Source organism: Paenibacillus paridis (assembly GCF_006345825.1).
Lineage (GTDB): Bacteria > Bacillota > Bacilli > Paenibacillales > Paenibacillaceae > Pristimantibacillus > Pristimantibacillus paridis.
The window spans coordinates 673,784-689,353 of record NZ_VCIX01000092.1 but is presented as its reverse complement, the minus strand read 5'-3'; the positions used below and the strand labels follow the sequence as shown (position 1 = coordinate 689,353).

Below are 15,570 nucleotides of genomic sequence, written 5' to 3'. Positions count from 1 at the left end.
CTTATTTATATTTCCCCTGACGATGGCGGATGAAAGGCTTGCCCATTTGTTGTTTGTTCTTCTCGCTTTTATTGGATGACTGTTTAAGCCAGCTTACACGAACGAGTACATCCTTAAGGCCGCTAATCCGCAAAGGAGCCAGCGGCGTCAAATAAGGCACACCGAAAGAGCGTATGCTGAGCATATGCATTAATAACAGCAAAACCATCATTAATATGCCGTAAAGTCCGAATGTTGCCGCTGCGATCATCATCGGAAAACGAAGAAAACGGAAAGCAAGCCCTAGCTGGAAACTTGGAAAAATAAATGACGCAATCCCCGTCATAGAGACGACGATAACAAGGGGAGAGGAGACAATGCCCGCTTCAACAGCCGCCTGTCCAATCACGAGTCCCCCAACTATACTCACAGCCTGTCCAACGGGACGCGGAAGACGCACCCCTGCTTCTCTTAGGCTTTCAAAAGCGACTTCCATAACAAAAGCTTCAACAAATGCGGGGAACGGAACCGTTTCTCGGGCAGCGGCTATACTAATTAACAGCATTGTCGGTATCATTTCCTGATGATACGTAGTTAAAGCAATATAGAGCGATGGAAGAAGCAAAGATAGAACGACTGAAAGCAAACGTAAAAACCGAATGGAAGATGCAACAAAATACCTTTGGTAATAATCTTCCGGGGATTGCAGCAGTTGAAAAAAGGTGCCCGGCACAATGATGACGAACGGGGTGTTGTCTATAATGATTCCGACCTTGCCTTCTAATAAATTACCAACCACGCGATCAGGTCTCTCAGTAATTAACACTTGCGGGAAAAGCGAAAAGGAATGGTCTTCGATTAATTCTTCAATATAACCACTTTCCAAAACGGCATCGATTTCAATTCGTTCTAGTCGGTTCTTCACCTCTAAAATTAAATTTTCATTAACAATTCCTTCTAAGTATGTAATCACAATTTCGGTGTTGGATAGCTTGCCTACTTTCATCTCTTCCATCTTAAGTAGCGAAGTTTTTAACCTTCGGCGAATTAAACTAATATTCGTACTGAGCGTTTCTTGGAAGCCTTCTCTTGGTCCGCGAATAACGGCTTCCGTTGCCGGCTCATCGATCGCTCTTTTGTCCCAGTCTTTAGCGCTAATAACCAAGACTTCTTTCAGCCCATCTAACAGCAATGCAACGTTCCCCGATAAAATATGCTCTACAATTTCTTGAAACAGCTCCACCCAGCACATTTGCGAAGAATATATCAATTTATTATGAACAATATTTTTGATATCTTCTGCCAGAAGTTCGGGTTCCTTAAATAGATTTTCTTCGCAATCCATTAACTGTTTCATGATATCTAAATCGATGGTTTTGGTGTTGACCATTCCGTTCAAAAAAATTAACGAGCCCTTTTTTACGTCATTAATATAAAATTCGCGATATTTGATATCGATGCAATGATTGAAAATAGTTTTGAAATTCATTAAATCCTCGGTCGCATTTCCACTTAGAATATAATCGAAATGATGTTCTAGTTGTCCCCTTTGTACCATTCGGATTCATTCCTTTATTTGGTTAACTGTAGTTTAAATTAATATGCTCCAATCGTTTTTGCCCTATGCGCTTATTAGAAAATAAAGGCAGCAGCTTGCAGCTATAAAAATAACGCCTGCTGGCTTGGAGCCAGCAGGCGCTATCGTTATACTCATTCGGATAAAGGATTGCTTCGTTTATTTTAAATATTTCATGAGATTAGACCAAAACGCCGAATAATGCTCCCAATTCATAAATTCCAGCGAACCCCAGTGCGGAGAGCAATCACTTGCAAAAGCCGCCGTCTTTCCTTTGCCATAGGTTCCCACGGTCAGAATGGCATCGCCACCATGGCTTAGCAGTTCCTCTGCATCCGACTTGGCTGAGAGCTTATTATAGCCCAGAAGCCTTGGCCATTCTCCTAAATCATCTACTAGTGGATGGGACTTCGAGACAGCTGGCGAGAAGCCGCTTGGCATTTCAACGCGATCATCATGATCCGTCATGACAACCGGCAGAACTTCTGCCAAAACCGTATTTTTATAATTCGCTTTTCCTTCAATACCCATGAAGGTCAGGTAGCCGCCAACCATTAGTAAACCGCCGCCTTCAGCAACATATTGCTTCATTAGCTCAAGAGCATTTGGAATAATTTGCATCTGATAAAAGGTAGGGTTTTGCAGCAGGAACGTATTCGCGCCTACATCGCTAAGCACGATCGCATCATAGGCTTTGAGCTCTTCCAATGATTGCGGAAAGCGTACCTGCACCTCATGCGCTGGCATGTAGGTGACATCGATGCCCTGCTCACGCAAACAGGACAACAAATACGTCGCTCCCTCCTCATATTTAGTTGAGGTAAAGCTGTCATAACCTTTCGTATGAATCATATGCACGATCCAGGATTCTCCAATAAATAAGATCTTCATTGATTAAGCACCTCCGTATATTTATATCGCAAGGTCGTTTCGACCATTTTGTCCAGCCTTAGGCTTCTTCAATTTCACACCAATCAACAATCGTTTTGGCAATCATCTTGACCGCCTGAATCACTTCATCTACCGGCGTAAACTCATCGCTGTGATGGGCGAGGCTAGGGTCGCCCGGACCAAAGTTGACGGTCGGAATGCCTACGTTCACCGGCCAGCCCATATCGGTATGGAAGCCGAGACCTTCAATTTTCCCCTCTTCTCCAATCGCCTTCAGAGATTGTACACAAGTCTGAACGAATGGATGGGAGACATCGGTCTCTGCACAGTCTGCATCCACCATCCATACGATTTCCGGCATATGCTCGCTTAGCCACGGATCGGATTCGGCCACCTTCCTTAGAAAGTCGGTCAATTCCTTCTTCACATTGCCGCCTACCAGCTTCTCATCGCGTTCGGACGGCAAGTACTGGGCATTAAATACGATTTCCGCTTCATTCGCGAAGGAGGTTGGATACTCCCCGGCGTTTAATTGCGCTACATGCACCTGGCAAGGAATAGACAAATAAGGATGCGTCTTGCTTTCTGCCCATTCTTCATTTAAGCGGTCCAAATGCTCCAAAATATATCTCGCTTTTTTAATCGCATCTACCGCTCCGCCATCCTGATAATCCGCTTGCGGCATTTCAATATGACCACTGCGGCCTTGGATCCTAATTTTCCCCCATAAAATACCTCTGCACAGCGGGGCGATAGTTAGCGAGGTTGGCTCTGTCAGTATACACGCATCCGCCCGGTAGCCATGGTGAATGAAATCAAGCGCGCCCATGCCTCCGGCTTCCTCATCGACCACGGTTCCTACAACGACGGGCCCTTTCAATTTAAAGCCGCTGCGCAGAATCGCCTCGACAGCCATAATCATCGCCGCGACGCCGCCTTTCATATCGACAGTGCCTCGGCCATACATTTTCCCATCGATAATCTTGCCTTCGAACGGATCGACCGTCCATTTTGTGCCTGCCATTACGACATCAATATGACCGAACAAAAGCAGGGACTTGCCAGCCGTTCCTTGGCCGAACGTTGCTGCCAGATTGGGCCGGCCTGAGAAATCTCTCCCCGGATAATAACCCGCCATGCCTTCGTATTGCTTCAATTCATCGGCAACCGGCTCCCACATCTCGATATCGGCGCCTAGGCCCGCCAGCTTACCGGCAAGAAACTCTTGCAGCTCTTTTTCTTTGGAGGGGGCTGGTTCATCGAAGAACCAAGGGTTAACGCTTGGAATTTGAATGAGCTGCTGTAAAAATTGAATGATTTCATCTTGATGGCTTTCGATCCACTTCATCACTTGCTGTTCTTGGTTCATAGCTGATGCTCCTTCTTCGCAGTAGTTATGCCTGCTCTCTTATTCGAATCGAACGGTACGTCCGCCGGCAAAATTAACCCACGGATTAATCATTTCATCCCCAAACTTATCCTTCTTCTTCTCGATCCCAAACAGATACCTGGCATCTTCGGAAGCCGGGTAGGCTGGACTATGCCAGACCCCCCGGTTGATTACGATGGCTTGTCCAGGCTTAATTCTGAAACACTTGACGGTAGAGGAATCAGGATGCTCCTCCGGATCTTCAATGTCGATACATTTTGCTACGGGCTGTACAATCTCACGGTCAAAGGTAAGCAGCAATTCTTCCCGACTAACATGCCTCTCCATTGCCGTTACGACGAATTCACGCCGCTTGGTGACCACGAGTCCGAAACCGATAGGCTCTGTAACATCCAACATTTCAATATAGCTCCAACAATCCCATCCGTCTCCGGCTTTGGAAGGCTCACTCGCCGGCAAATCAATCACTTTGCCATAGGGCGCAAAGGCCTTCTCCGTCAAATCTTCGATAAGCACCTTATGTTCCATTTAAACTGCCTCCTAGAAAGGGGATAATTAGAAATCAAAGCTGTCTACATTTTCATTGGTGACTTCCAGCGTTCCGATAAATACATTTTGCCCATCAACCTTGATCGTGCCTACCGACGGAATTTCCATGCCATCCGTAATCTCTTTGCCCTGCGCCAATTGATCCAAAAGATAAACTGTAACATAGGCAAGCTTGCCTGGATCCCAAATAATATCTGTTTTGATGGTGCCATTTTTGATGTAATTTTTCACTACACTTGGTACGGCAATACCTGTTATGGCAATCTGGTTTTTCTCTAAAGTACCTGCCTTCACGGCTTGTTCTACAACCTCTGCAGCTGCCGGCGGTTCACCGCCTGCAAATCCGATAATCCCTTTCAAATCGGGGTATGTTTTGATCAGGTTTTGCGCATTGGCATACGCCTTCTGTTGATCATCGTCGCTAGCAACGGTCGTAACGACCTCCACCTCGGGATAGTTAGCCGCAAAATAAGCTTTTGCCGCATCGGATTTGGCAATCTGGTTTTGGGAGCCCAGTCCGGCTACCATGAACGCTACCTGCCCTTTACCGCCAATCTCTTCGCCAATCGTTTTGGCAAGCAGTTCTCCAACCTCTTGATCTGTTCCAGGCGCTACATAATATTGACGGTCGGTCTCTGGAGCATCGCTGTCCCACGTAACAATTTTGACATCTTGACTGGCCGCCTTCTTGAATACTGGCCCTACGGCTTTCGCATCGTTAGGCGATACGCCGATTCCGCTCACCTTGCGTGTCAGCATATCTTGAATCATATTAATTTGCTTGGCAGAATCCGCTTCAGTCGGAGCGTTGAACAGCACACTTACGTTCAAATCCTTCTCAGCTTTTTTGGCTCCCTTCTCTGCTGCTGCCCAGTAGGCTGGACCGATCGACTTTGGATTCATAAAGTACGTTCTTTTGCCCGATGAGGAAGATCCGCCATTGTTATCGCCACCGGCATTACTACTCGTATTTCCGCAAGCCGCCAAATTCAAAGCCAATACACCCGTTAGTAACGCCAAAGCTAGTTTTTTCATAGGTTTCACACTCCATTGAATTTTTTGTTTCCTACAGCAAGCAGAAGCAGCGCACCTAGGATAACCGCTTGGTAAAGCACTGAAACGCCGAGCAAATTCAAGCCATTTCGCAAAAACACAATGATCAGCAGCCCAACAAAGGTCCCTGCAAGACTCCCCCTTCCCCCAAAAATATGCGTGCCTCCTATCAAAGTAGCTGTGATAACATCTAGCTCTATATTGGTACCCGAAGTCGCCTCTGCACTTGCTAGACGAGACATCAGGAATACACCCGCCAAAGCCGAAAATAAACCGCTAAGCATAAAGAGAATGAATCTGATGCGTACCACTGAAATGCCGGAATAGTGGACGACTTCTTCATTATTCCCAATCCCATACACATAGGTGCTGAATCTTGTTTTCTTCATGACAAAGCTGGCTATCAGGAACATCACCACAAGGAATATTGCGTTAAACGGTACTCCTCCGATATACTGCTGACCCAAAAAGTAAAAGGAATCCGGGAAGCCGCTGATCGGCCTGCCTTCATTAATGACGTAAACGAGACCTCGAAGCATGACCAGCATCCCGATGGTGACGACGATCGCCTGCATCCGGTGCCTCGCAATTAAATAGCCGTTAACTGCTCCGCATAATACTCCTGCCAGCAAGCCAATCCCCATGCTGACCCAAATATTAATGCCACGCTCGAATGCAACGCCCATGCATACGGCGGAAAATGCTAGAATCGAGCCGACCGAGAGATCCATGGCGCCGGATATAATAATCATCGTCATAGGGATCGCGATCAGGCCCACCTCGACCATCTGGTTCAACACGTTCATGAAGTTCGTGACGGACAGAAAGTAGGGAGACAAGATGCTGAACAGAACGAGAATAAAGATCAGCAAAACCAACTGAACCACTAGTTTATTTGACTTGAGCGAGAACTGGCTTGTCCATGCACTCATACCAAATCACCCTCTTTGCCTTTGTTTTGACGGATGCGCTGCAGCGTATTAATAACAATTGCCAGAATAATCAGAAAACCGGTCGTAGCATCTACCCAGAACGGAGACACCTTAGAGATAATCAGTCCGTTTTTAATAATGCCCATAAAGAGTACGCCCAGCATCGTTCCCGCTACGGTACCGATACCGCCAAATATGCTTCCGCCGCCGATCAGAACCGCTGCCATCACTTCAAATGATAAACTGTTTCCCGCTGTTGAGGCTTGCACGCTGCCTACCTTGGAGGCAAAAATGACCGAGGCCACCCCAACTAGCAAGCCTGTTAGTACGTACACCATAAACTTGGATTTCGCCACGCTAATACCCGCAAGCTTGGCTGCGGAGCCATTCCCTCCAATCGCGTAGATTCGTCTGCCCATCCGAGTGAATTTAAGCAAGTAGATGAAGATACCAATAAGAAGAATGGCTGTTAACAAAGGAAAGGATAGGCCAAGCAGCGTACCTTGTCCGAAGTAGCGAAACCCATCCGGAAAGTTGGTCATCCAGGTTCCTCCGCTAATGCCAACCGCAATACCTCTGAAAATATACATGGTGGCTAACGTAACAATAATGTCCGGAATCTTCCTCACCGCTATAAAATAACCATTGACCATCCCGCACAGAACCCCTATAACGATTCCCATGAAAGCTGCAATCCACGGATGGATGCCATGGCTGAGAAACAGCCCGACAGAGGTTGCTGTTACTGCCAGAACAGAGCCAACCGATAAATCCATCCCTCCCAAAAGGATAACCATGGTCATTCCAATCGCTACAATAAACATGGAGATATTCTGGTCGAGAATCAGCCGAATATTATCAAATTGAAAAAAATCGGGCGAAATAATCGAAAACAACACAATGACAAGAATCGTAAATACAATGATAGGCGCTTCATGCACATTCAATAGGCGTTTCATACAGTGCCTCCTTCTAGGCGTGGATGTGAAGCTCGCTGCAGCAATTGCTCCTGATCAGCCTCGCCATGTGCGAATTCATGCACGACCTCACCCTTGTATAGCACCAAGATGCGGTCACTCAGTCCAATGACCTCCGGCATTTCGGAAGAAATCAGCAAGATGCTCAGCCCTTCCTCCGCGAGTTGATGAATAATGTTGTAAATCTCTGCCTTCGCCCCGACATCAACGCCTCGCGTCGGCTCTTCCAGGATTAGAATTTCCGGTTTGGCTGCAAGCCATTTGCCGATGACAACCTTCTGCTGATTGCCCCCGCTCAGAAAGTCTACGCTCTGCTGATCGCTAGGCGCTTTAATCCGAAGCTTCTCCATATACTCGCCGCTCATTTGCTCGATCCGGGCACGATCCATTACGATACCCTTGGAAAGCTCGGGAAGTATGGGGAGCGACAAATTTTGCCGAATCGACATCGGTTTAATAATGCCCTGTCGATGACGATCTGGCGGGACGTAAGCTATCCGTTTGGCTTTGGCTTCGTTAGGACTATTGATTCTAACTGAGGTGCCGTTGATAATAATTTCACCCGTTCCCCGCTTCAATCCGAATAGGCGCTCTGCAATGGTATGCGAGCCGGAGCCCGGAACACCGAACAAGCCTAGAATTTCTCCCCTTCGCAGTTCGAAGGAGATACGGTGAGTGGAATCAAGCGACAGTTGATTCACCTGCAGCACAACCTTTTCCCCATGCTCTTGCTTGCGTACCGGATACAGCTGGTTAACCTCTTTGCCAACCATCATTTGAATGAGGCTCTGCTCGGTTACCTCATCGATGCTTCGGGTATCGATCTTGGTGCCATCCCGCAGGACCGTCACCTTATCCGCAATCTCGAAAATTTCCTTCATGCGATGGGATACATACACGATGGCTACGCCTTGTGCCCGCAAGCGGTTGACGACCTCAAACATTTTCTTCACTTCGTTTTCTGGCAAAGCGGCCGATGGCTCATCCATAATCAATACATCGGCTTGAAAGGAGAGCGCTTTGGCAATCTCGATAACTTGCTGGCTATGAACCCCAAGATGGCGAACCTCCTTGCGGACATCGATTTCGCCGCCTCCAATGGAATCAACCAGACGCTGCGCCTCGTCAAACATTTTTGACCACTGTATTCGTCCAAACCTGCTTGTCATCTCAGGCCGATCGATAAATATATTTTCCGCAGCAGATAAATTAGAGAATAAGTTGAATTCCTGATGGATAATCGATACTCCTTGCCGCTGGGCATCTAGTGGGTTGCCGAAGGTCACTTCCTTGCCCTTCAGCTTGATCTTTCCCTGGGTCGCTGAATAGACGCCAGATAAAACCTTCATTAGCGTAGATTTCCCCGCTCCGTTCTCCCCCATGAGTGCATGAACCTCACCTGGATACAGTTCAAAGTTGACATCGGACAGTGCTTTTACTCCTGGAAACTCCTTGCTGATTCCTTCCATTGTCAAAACCGGATGCCTCATCTTTGGACCTCCTCTTCATCTTGACTTGCTACAGCCCTTTTTAGACAACTTTAATAAGACTCAGCGTTAATGAATCAAAGTCTTGAGCTATAGGGATTCCTTTCAAAGAAAGAAACCCCGTATATGATACGAAATAAGAGCCTTATCGGACTAAAATTTTACACTTGCCAGAAATGCGCTTACCTGTTCTTCAGTCGGAATCGAGCTTTGTGCACCGGCCGCTGATACGGCAAGTGCCGAAGCTGCTGTCGCATAATGCAGGCTTTCCTTGATCTCTACTCCCTCTGCATATTTTGCAGCGAAAGCTCCGATGAACGTATCGCCTGCTGCTGTTGTATCCACGACAGCTACCGTGAAGGCGGGCATTTCAACATGCATGCCAGCTTGGTCCATATAGAGCGAACCCTTGCTGCCGAGCGTAATAATAAGATGAGGAATGCCTTCTTCAAGCATTTGTTTCGCCGCTTGTCGTGCCCCGTTGATGTCCTGGATCCGGATACCGCTCAGTTCTTCCGCTTCCAGCTCATTTAGAATCAAGAAGCTCACCTTCCTTAGCTGATCGGCGTCAAAGCCGGCAATCGGTGCCGGGTTCATGAATACTGGAATGTTAGCCTCGGCTGCTCGGTCCAGCACTCTTGTAATCGCAGCACTAGATATTTCATTTTGCAATAAAATGATATCGTATTCCAATAGCTCTAGTTTATCCACATCTGCTTCGCCATAAGCCTCATTAGCGCCAGCAGATAAAATGATGTTATTCTCGCCTGCTTGATCAATCGTGATCAATGCAATGCCTGTCATCACCGGTTTCCTCACCACACAACCAAGCTCAATTTGGGCTTCCGCCAAACGCTTGCTTATATCCATTCCGAAGGAATCTGTACCTAGCGCTCCGGCCATCGTTACGAATGCCCCGGAGCGTGAGGCGGCAACCGCCTGATTTGCACCCTTGCCCCCAATGTAAAAGGTAGTTGCATTGCCTTGAATAGTTTCTCCAGGAAAAGGATGACGCTCGACCTTCGTGACAATATCCATATTCATGCTGCCGACGACCAATATATTCGCCATAGCTGTCCTCCCGTATGATTAGTTCAGCTTCTTTACCGAGCCGAATTTCATCAATTCAACATCTAATATCATTTTTTTCAGCTTCGTCTGCTCTTTCGGCGCTTCCTTGATCTTTTGGATGAGCATTTCAGCCGCTTGGATTCCCATTTCTCTTGTTGGTCTGCCAACAACCGTAACTCTAGGCTGTACAAACTGAGCAAGCTCATTTTCATCGAAACCGATCAATGAAATATCCTCTCCGATGCGGAGATTCAAATCCCGAAACGCTTTTATTGCCCCAGTACAGATAACATTGTTGGCTGCAAAAATGGCGGTAGGCGGCTGTTCGGATTGCATAAGCTCCACCGTAAACCGATAGCCGTCCTCCTCCAGCCAGCTCCCCTGCTTATGAAGCTTAGGATCAGGGATCAGCCCACTTTCATGCATGGCCTGATGATAGCCCCAATAACGATCCTTGCCGTCATTAAAATGATGCGCTCCATCTATAATGGCAATTCGTTCATGCCCATATTCCACAAAATGTTTGGTCGCCTCGTAAGCCCCGCGAAAATTATCGATCAAGACGCCATCATGCCCGCAATCATTAATATAGCGATCCACCATAATGGTTGGTTTACGGATATTGCGATAAAATTCTGCATCCTTGTGCGTGCCGATCAAAATAATGCCATCTACGTTTTTTCCGAGAAAGCTTTCAAAAAACTCTGCCTCTTCTGCCTCATCCTCATTTGTAGAGACGACAAGCGTGAAGAAGCCTGCATTTTTGGCTACCTCTACCATGCCTCCAATAACAGCGGTGTAAAAAGGATTCTGAATCTCCGGCACAACGACGGAAAGCATATTGGTCTTTTTGTTAACCATAGATGCGGCCATAGTATTGGGCACGAAGTTTAGCTCTTCGATGATCTTTAATATTTTCTTTCGCGTCGCATCACTTACACGGTCCCGCCCGTTCATCACTCGGGATACCGTAGCTACAGATACGTTTGCGTGCTTGGCTACGTCTTTTATTGTGATTTCCTTGCCTGTCATAGCTACCTCCAATCCTTTAAGTATTCTTTGTCATAACGTTTTCTCATCTTTAATCATTTCATCATAAACGATATCCGCTTAACCTTTAGATTGAGTTGCTAAACCGTTTACGCAATTTCTAACTTCATATTAGTACAAGCGGAATCAGATTTCAATAGTTATTTTTAAAAAAATAATAAATAAAGCGTTTCCATTTTTAAAACATGACACGGTCGCGTTATTTTAAAGCGATTACATATTGAATCCGAATAATTATCCGTGAAACAACGTAACTATAACTAACATAAAACTAAAAATATTGTGATTTAATCCTCTGTTTTTGTAGGTTTCCTCACATAATCACCCTTATCCCTGATCCTTATCTCTCTTTTTTAAAAAAACCACAGACAACATACTGCTTCGAATAAGCATCCTTTATGCGAGAATAGTTGCGAAAACGTTTCCGCAATCCCTCCCTTTTCCAAACCATTACTGGTGTGTAAAGCAATCATGCCATTGAAATCAGGATTGTAATTAGACTAGAAAGTACCTAACGTCTTTAGTATCATTGAATAAACAAGAATGAATGAAAAAAGCAGAAGAGAATTTCATTTTATAGCTGGAGGAATGACGATGGTTTATGTTGCATTATTGAGAGGAATTAACGTTGGCGGCAACAATAAAATAGACATGAAACAGCTCAAAGTTACTTTTGAAAAAGCTGGTTTGAATCAGGTCATAACCTACATCAATACGGGAAACATAATTTTTACGGATGATACCAGATCAACAGAGCAGCTCTCCGAATTGCTTGAAGAGGCCATTCTCCGTGACTTTGGCTTACCCATTAAAGTAATGATTCGTTCGTTAGATGCCGTTCAGACGATCATGGATGCCCTTCCCGCTCACTGGATAAATGATCCAAGCATGAAAAGCGACGTGCTTTATTTATGGGATGATGTTAATGAGGAGTCTGTAATTGAGAAACTGATCATCAAACCCGATATTGATCGCGTGATTTACGTCAACGGCGCTATCCTTTGGTCATTTGACAAAGAGCATGCAGGAAAAAGCGGCATGAGCAAAATTATTGGCACTAAGCTCTATCAACGTGTAACGGTTCGGAACGTCAATACGGCGCGCAAAATATACGAGCTGATGAAAGCAGTCGAGCAGTAATTCCCTACGTTTGCTACAAATTATCGCTTCAATTCACCCTTAATGGTTTATATGATGGTTAGGGTATCGAGCCTTACAGCATTATATCGATATTGTAAAGCTTCATGCCAGTCACTTCCACATGCGCCACGCGCCGAAATATGCTTTAATATACCAAAGGAGCGTGATTCAATGGATATCAAATCATTTCTATATCCCAAGAATGAGGTCTCTTACCTCACGACATCTTCTCATATGAAAGAAGTCATGGATAAATTGGAGGCAAGCCACTATACCGCCATTCCGATCTTGGACGACAACGGTTTATATTTTGGAACGTTATCCGAAGGAGATTTGTTATGGAAGCTAAAGTCAACACCAGGCCTAAGCTTTGATAACATGCACGAAATTCCAGTGATCTCCATCAAAAAACGGATGAAGGTCGAATGCGTCGAGATTAACGCCGATTTGGATGATATGCTGGCGCTGGCGGCTGACCAGAACTTCGTTCCAGTCGTAGATGCGGACCGTGTCTTCCTTGGCATTATTCGCCGCAAAGACATTATTGAATACTATACCCGGAATATTGCGGATTAGCTGGCAATGCTTCATTTCGAGAATGACTAAGGCTGCCTTTCAATGGCAGCCTTAGTCTTGTTATTTACAAACAGATGATTCTATTTTTTTACCGCTACTGGGATAGTTATCGTCTTGTCGTAGGTTTTAATATAGCGAAATCCTTCCGCCAATAGGCTCTCGGGCTCCTCGACGGCGTTAAACGAATACGTTTGCTCCCACATGATATTGCCGTTTTTCAAATCCCATGGACGCGATGGGGAAATCGATGCTACGGGAACGACACGCTCACCTGCTTGAACGGATAAATGTTCTGTGTCCAAGATTGTAAATTGTTTTCTCGCGATAACGATATCATACCCTGTTTCGGTTTTTGTTACGCTGCGAATCCATAGCTTCTCATCTCCAATCTTAAAAGATAAGTCCGATGGTGAAGCAAGGGAAATAGGTTCTTCTATTTTCTGGTATCCTGTGAAATTTTCGAGTACGAGCTCAATGGTTTTCACCCCGTCTGTCGGAAGCACATCAAATTCAAGCTCGAAGCCCAGCATGCCTTTATGCGCCGAACGATCCGACTGCATTCCCCATGATTTCACTTCTGATCCATTCACATATAGCTTTGTGCTGCCTGGAAATCTCGGATATCCCTGATCATCCATTTCAAAATGCCCCTTCACGATGGTAGAGGTTGGCGAAGCCGTAATTGAGTCATAGTAGACTTTTCCCTCATCGACTGAAACGGATTTTGAAATGTCTTCTTTCAGTATGCTTTTCATCGCTTTATTGGCTTCGTATTTGAAGGAGATCGGATAGGATGCCTTTTCTCCGCTTGCTAACCACTCGCTGAACGTAACCGTTAGGGTTCGCGAGAATGGGCTGACCGTCTCAAATTTATATACGCCCTCGAACCGCGTCTCGTCATCGTTATGATTGCCGCTTCCCTCTCTCGGGTCTGAATCCGTCAAAAACCCTTTCATTTGACCGACGCCGTAGCGAAGCGATCCATTGTCCGCAAATACGGAGCCTGACTGTCGATCAATGCTATAGTACATGAGCAAAGCGTTATCGTCTGCGATAACCCCGTTAATCGTAATGACAGTGCCATCATCTAGCGTCTCGCTTTTGTTGACGGTTTGTCCGTAGCCATTCTCCGCGACTTCGGAGAAGCTCAGAGAGCTTAGCTCGATTTTATTGAACAGCTTTCCTCCGTAATACGCAAAAGCAGGGTATTGATAAGTTCCAACGACCAGAAGAAGAGCAGCGGCAGCTGAAGCTGTCCATATTTTCGCTCGGTTTCCGTTTCTTTTTTGGGCTCCGACATGTCCCAGCGCCTTTCGCAGCCGGCCCTCAAGTTCTGCTGGTGCCTGGACGATAGTTAAGTTCTGTTTGTGCTCCAGTAATTTCTGCTCGATCGTTGTCATAACGATCACCTCCGATCATCGTTTTCAATTTTTGAATGCCTTGCGAAATTCTTGATTTGATTGTGCCAACCGGCGCTCCGGTCATGTCCGCGATCGACTGGTACGGCAGATCATGCAGATAACGAAGCTCAATCGCTTCCCGCTGCCGTTCATTCAGATGCGAGAGCAGCACCTCCATGTCCATCTCAGACTCCATATGGCGATAAGGATTATCGTCAGTTATGGCAGCAAGCGACGGCTCCTCCTCGTCTCCCAACGGAAGAAATCGTTCCTGCTTGCGAAGCAATGTTTTGCAGCGGTTGACAAGAATCGTTTTGCTCCAGCTGTAGAAGGCTTCTGCCTTTTGCAATTGATCCAGCTTCTCATAAAGCGTAACAATCATATCTTCCATCGCATCCATCGCGTCATGCTCATTTCTCATATAACGGTAAGCGAGGCGATAATAAGCGTCCTGATCGGCTAGAATTAGTTGTAATAAAGCTTCCTTGTTGCCTTTTTGGGCTTGTTTGACAAGACGGCTTATATTCATGTTCTCATCCCTTTCATAGATAAGAGCTTGCAGAGGCTTTTAAAGTTCATTTTGCGAAAAAAAATCTCCACAACCAAGCCACAGGGAAGTTTCTCTGTCCCTAGGAGATTGCGGAGGGAGATAAAATCAATCATGCTGTATCCGATTTTTTGCGCTTTTTTCTATTTGCTCCTCAATGCATATGTAGCATATACTCAAACGCTGTTGTCCCATAAACGCTTTTAAAATGTTTATTTAAATGAGTTAAATCAACAAAACCACATGCAGCGACTGCAGCATAAATATCTTTATTTTTTTCGATTAGCTGCTTTGCGCGTTCGATTTTGCAGTTTAGAAAATATTGATAAGGCGAAATTCCGGTATGTGCCTTGAAGAATCGAATAAACTTAAACTTGGACAAATGAAGCTCGTTGCAAATCTCGTCAAGTTTCAGTACCTGTTCCAAATTCGCATGAATCCTATCCTTTGCTTTGTTTAACAGAGCATTATCCGTCTTATTATCAGAGGAAAGCTCCGTTTGGACAAGGCGATCTGCAAGCGATACAAACCATTCACTGCACAAGGCCTCGTCTTGTCCGCTTAATATGGCATGGGAGAGGCGAACTATCCCTTGTCTAAGTCGATCGTCATACACAATAGGCTTTGGAAAACGTACGATATCCTTTTTCTCCATAACCTCCAACAGCAATTGCGGCTCTATATAAATCATGACATAATCCAAGCCTGTCTGATCATGTGCCATTCCGTCATGGGCCTGCTCGGGATTAAACAGCATCACGCCATTCTCATAGGATAGCTGTAAACTGCCATCCAAATGATACTCTTGTATCCCCCGTAATGTTACTCCCATGGCATACTCCTGGTGGGCGTGCTTTTTATATGAAAAATCAGTCATGCTTGCCGACAGCGCCGTAATTCCAGCCGATTTTCGATAAATAAATTTGTTCATTCCATCCACCTCTTCATCGCT

Annotated in this window: 15 protein-coding genes; 2 read left to right on the top strand and 13 right to left on the bottom strand. The window is 45.7% G+C overall.

The annotated features are described in order from the left end of the window. Nucleotide 1: 1 nt before the first annotated feature. The 10 genes from FJQ58_RS24870 to FJQ58_RS24825 all read right to left on the bottom strand — a co-directional run bounded on the left by FJQ58_RS24870 (nucleotide 2) and on the right by FJQ58_RS24825 (nucleotide 10,937). The gene (locus FJQ58_RS24870) at nucleotides 2-1,537 is read right to left on the bottom strand and encodes a spore germination protein (RefSeq protein ID WP_139997483.1); all 1,536 of its coding nucleotides are present in this window, start codon (nucleotides 1,535-1,537) and stop codon (nucleotides 2-4) included. A 177-nt stretch (nucleotides 1,538-1,714) separates the two neighbouring features. Further along, on the bottom strand, nucleotides 1,715-2,446 hold the full coding sequence (locus tag FJQ58_RS24865; protein WP_139997482.1) for a glutamine amidotransferase: 732 nt from the start codon (nucleotides 2,444-2,446) through the stop codon (nucleotides 1,715-1,717). Nucleotides 2,447-2,504: 58 nt separating this feature from the next. After that, a complete protein-coding gene (locus FJQ58_RS24860) occupies nucleotides 2,505-3,815 on the bottom strand; it encodes an ArgE/DapE family deacylase (RefSeq protein WP_139997481.1) in 1,311 nt (436 codons plus the stop codon). A gap of 39 nt (nucleotides 3,816-3,854) precedes the next feature. Continuing rightward, on the bottom strand, nucleotides 3,855-4,364 hold the full coding sequence (locus FJQ58_RS24855; protein WP_139997480.1) for an ureidoglycolate lyase: 510 nt from the start codon (nucleotides 4,362-4,364) through the stop codon (nucleotides 3,855-3,857). Nucleotides 4,365-4,391: 27 nt separating this feature from the next. Next, nucleotides 4,392-5,420: an autoinducer 2 ABC transporter substrate-binding protein gene (locus tag FJQ58_RS24850; protein WP_139997479.1), complete on the bottom strand. Its 1,029-nt coding sequence runs from the start codon at nucleotides 5,418-5,420 to the stop codon at nucleotides 4,392-4,394. Nucleotides 5,421-5,425: 5 nt separating this feature from the next. Next, nucleotides 5,426-6,370 (bottom strand): ABC transporter permease, encoded by a 945-nt coding sequence (locus FJQ58_RS24845; protein ID WP_139997478.1) that lies wholly within the window; start codon nucleotides 6,368-6,370, stop codon nucleotides 5,426-5,428. Continuing rightward, nucleotides 6,367-7,329: an ABC transporter permease gene (locus FJQ58_RS24840; protein ID WP_139997477.1), complete on the bottom strand. Its 963-nt coding sequence runs from the start codon at nucleotides 7,327-7,329 to the stop codon at nucleotides 6,367-6,369. The genes FJQ58_RS24845 and FJQ58_RS24840 overlap by 4 nt, the downstream gene beginning before the upstream one ends. Further along, nucleotides 7,326-8,837, bottom strand: coding sequence for a sugar ABC transporter ATP-binding protein (locus tag FJQ58_RS24835; protein WP_139997476.1), 1,512 nt, complete (start codon nucleotides 8,835-8,837; stop codon nucleotides 7,326-7,328). The genes FJQ58_RS24840 and FJQ58_RS24835 overlap by 4 nt, the downstream gene beginning before the upstream one ends. A 150-nt stretch (nucleotides 8,838-8,987) precedes the next feature. Then, on the bottom strand, nucleotides 8,988-9,905 hold the full coding sequence (gene rbsK, locus FJQ58_RS24830; RefSeq protein WP_139997475.1) for a ribokinase: 918 nt from the start codon (nucleotides 9,903-9,905) through the stop codon (nucleotides 8,988-8,990). A gap of 18 nt (nucleotides 9,906-9,923) precedes the next feature. Continuing rightward, nucleotides 9,924-10,937 (bottom strand): LacI family DNA-binding transcriptional regulator, encoded by a 1,014-nt coding sequence (locus FJQ58_RS24825; protein WP_139997474.1) that lies wholly within the window; start codon nucleotides 10,935-10,937, stop codon nucleotides 9,924-9,926. 612 nt (nucleotides 10,938-11,549) lie between these two features. On the opposite strand from FJQ58_RS24825, the gene FJQ58_RS24820 reads away from it, so the two are divergent. Next, on the top strand, nucleotides 11,550-12,095 hold the full coding sequence (locus tag FJQ58_RS24820) for a DUF1697 domain-containing protein (protein ID WP_139997473.1): 546 nt from the start codon (nucleotides 11,550-11,552) through the stop codon (nucleotides 12,093-12,095). A 171-nt stretch (nucleotides 12,096-12,266) separates the two neighbouring features. Next, nucleotides 12,267-12,671 (top strand): CBS domain-containing protein, encoded by a 405-nt coding sequence (locus FJQ58_RS24815; protein ID WP_139997472.1) that lies wholly within the window; start codon nucleotides 12,267-12,269, stop codon nucleotides 12,669-12,671. 80 nt (nucleotides 12,672-12,751) lie between these two features. On the opposite strand, the gene FJQ58_RS24810 is transcribed toward FJQ58_RS24815, so the two are convergent. The 3 genes from FJQ58_RS24810 to FJQ58_RS24800 form a co-directional block, all read right to left on the bottom strand. Continuing rightward, entirely contained in the window at nucleotides 12,752-14,071 is a 1,320-nt protein-coding gene (locus FJQ58_RS24810) for a DUF4179 domain-containing protein (RefSeq protein ID WP_139997471.1), read from the bottom strand. After that, entirely contained in the window at nucleotides 13,998-14,600 is a 603-nt protein-coding gene (locus tag FJQ58_RS24805; RefSeq protein ID WP_139997470.1) for an RNA polymerase sigma factor, read from the bottom strand. Before FJQ58_RS24805 ends, FJQ58_RS24810 begins: the two co-directional genes overlap by 74 nt. Before the next feature lie 172 nt (nucleotides 14,601-14,772). Continuing rightward, complete coding sequence (locus tag FJQ58_RS24800) at nucleotides 14,773-15,549, bottom strand: AraC family transcriptional regulator (RefSeq protein WP_139997469.1); 777 nt, start codon at nucleotides 15,547-15,549, stop codon at nucleotides 14,773-14,775. Nucleotides 15,550-15,570 lie beyond the last annotated feature (21 nt).